The 2606-nt window shown below is 73.8% G+C and carries 1 protein-coding gene; it reads right to left on the minus strand.

Features of this window, described 5'->3' with window-relative positions; all coding sequences use genetic code 11:
* Positions 1–2569 (minus strand): acyltransferase domain-containing protein (locus tag AB0L74_RS34745; RefSeq protein ID WP_365661590.1); only part of this gene is annotated, 2569 nt, incomplete at its 3' end.
* Positions 2570–2606 lie beyond the last annotated feature (37 nt).

Raw genomic sequence — 2606 nt, forward strand, 5'->3', positions numbered from 1 at the left:
CACCGGCCCGCCTCAGACGCGGCACCAGCAACGCGCCGTCCCGCAGCCGCACATGAGGCTCACCACCGGCGACCACAGCCGCCAGCACCTCCGGCCCGCAACCGGCATCCGCCTCCACCAGGAAGACCCGCCCCGGATACTCCGCCTGAACCGAACGCACCAAACCGCCCACCGCGGCCCCCGCCACATCACCGGAAGCCGTCACCACCACCACGGCACTCTCACCGGCAAGCTCGTCACGCAACCGGCCCAGAACAGCGGACACGGCCTGCTCCGCACCACCACCAGGCACCCGCACCACCACCGGCTGCGTGCTTTCACCGCCCTGGTGGTCGTCAGCGGACGGCATCGGCTCCCACTCCACGCGGTGGAGCAGATCGCCCGGCGTGGCCACCAACCGCCAGTCGAGCGGGCGCAGGACGACGGAACGCACGGACAGGACCGGTTCGCCCTGGGAGTCCGTCGCCGTGAGCGTGATGCGGTCGGATGCCTCGCGACGGAGCCGTACCCGAAGACGGTCCGCTCCCCGGGCGTGCACGGTGGCCTCACCGAAGGCGAAGGGCACCGCGCCCTGGGCCTGTGCGCCCAAGATACCGAGTGCGACCGGGTGCAGGGCCGCGTCCAGCAGGGCCGGGTGCACGAGGAAGCGGCCGGCCTCGGCGGCTTCGGTCTCGTCCAGTTCGACCTCGGCGTACACCTCGTCGCCCCGCTGCCACAGTGCGCGCAGTCCCTGGAACGCCGAGCCGTAGTCGTAGCCGCGTGCCGCCAGCGTCCCGTACGGGTCCGCGTGCTCGACGGGGCGGGCGCCGGGCGGTGGCCACGCCGTGCCGGGGCTTCCGGCCTCCGGGAGGTCGGAGGTCAGGTAGCCCACCGCGTGCTTGGTCCAGATCGCGCCTGGGTCGGTGGCGGGCCGGGAGTGGATGGTCAGCGGCCTTCGCCCGTCGGGGTCGTACGCGCCCACCTCGGCCTGGATGTGGTGCCCGCCGTTCTCGGAGATCCGCAGGGGGGCCAGGACGGTCAGGTCGTCGACGTGGGAGCAGCCGACCGCGTCGGCGGCCCGAAGGGCGAGTTCCAGGAAGGCCGTGCCCGGGAGGAGGGGCGTGCCCGCGAGGGCGTGGTCCGCCAGCCAGGGATGCGTGCGCAGCGCCAGCAGACCGCTGAGCAGCAGCCCCTCCCCCTCGGCCCGGGCGACCAGCACCCCCAGCAGCGGGTGGTCCGCGGACGTGAGACCGGTGGCGGTGAGGTCGGCGCCCGTGGCCACCGGATCGAGCCAGTACGGCTCGCGCTGGAAGGGGTACGTGGGCAGCTGCACCGTCTGGCGCGGGCGTGGGGCGAACAGGGTCGGCCAGGAGACGTCGAGCCCGCGCACGTACGCCTGCGCCAGCGCGGCGAGGAAGCGGTCCGGGCCGCCCTCGTCCCGGCGCAGCGTGCCGAAGGCGAAGGCCTCCTGAACACCGCTGTCGGCGAGGCTCTCGTCGAGCGCGACCGTGAGCACCGGGTGGGCGCTGACCTCGATGAAGGCGCGGTGCCCGGAGTCGAGCAGGGCACGGGTGACCTGGTCGAGCCGGACGGGCCGGCGCAAGTTCTCGTACCAGTAGGCGCCGTCGAGGTCGGTGGTGTCCCGTTTCTCGCCGGTGACGGCCGAATAGAACGGCACGGACGCCGGCCGGGGCCGGACGGGGGCCAGCAGTGCGGCGAGCCGGTCTCGTATGACCTCGACGTGGGGCGAGTGCGACGCGTAGTCCACCGGGACCCTGCGGGTGCGGACCCCGGACTCGGCGCAGTCGGCCTGGAGTTCGTCGAGCGCCCGCGGGTCGCCGGACACCACGACGGAGGCAGGGCTGTTCACCGCGGCGACCGTGAGCCGCCCTTCCCAGCGCCGGATGCGATCCTCGACCCGGTCGACCGGTTCGGCCACCGACACCATGCCACCCGTTCCCGCCAGCTCGGCCAGCGCCTGGCTGCGCAGCGCGACCACCCGGGCCGCGTCCGACAGGGTGAGGGCACCCGCGACGCAGGCCGCGGCGATCTCACCCTGCGAGTGTCCCGCCACCGCGTCGGGCCGGACGCCGTAGGACTCCCAGACCGCGGCGAGCGACACCATGACGGCGAAGAGGACCGGCTGGACGACGTCGACCCGGTCGAGGCCGGGAGCGCCCGGCTCGCCCTTCAGCACATCGAGCAGTGACCAGTCGGTGAACTCGGCCAGCGCGACCGCGCACTCGTGTATACGCTCGCGGAAGACCTCCGAACTCTCCAGCAGCCGCAGCGCCATGCCCACCCACTGCGAGCCCTGTCCGGGGAAGACGAAAACCGTGCCGTGGGAGCCTCGGGCCGTCCCCATCACGGTGGTCGCCTGGTCGGGGTCGCCGTCTCGCAGTGCCCGCAGGGAGGCGAGGAGTGTCTCACGGTCGTCGGCGAGGACGACGGCCCGGTCGTCGAGCGGGGCGCGGGTGGTGGCGAGGGCGTGGGCGAGGGAGTAGAGGTCGGTGTCCGGCTTTTCGGTCAGGTGCGCGTGGAGGCGTCCCGCGAGCCGCTCCAGCGCCCGCGGTCCCTGTGCGGACAGCACGACGGGCACCGTCCCGGACGGCTCCTCCGGCCCCTCC

The organism is Streptomyces sp. NPDC052020 (genome assembly GCF_040680575.1).
GTDB lineage: Bacteria > Actinomycetota > Actinomycetes > Streptomycetales > Streptomycetaceae > Streptomyces.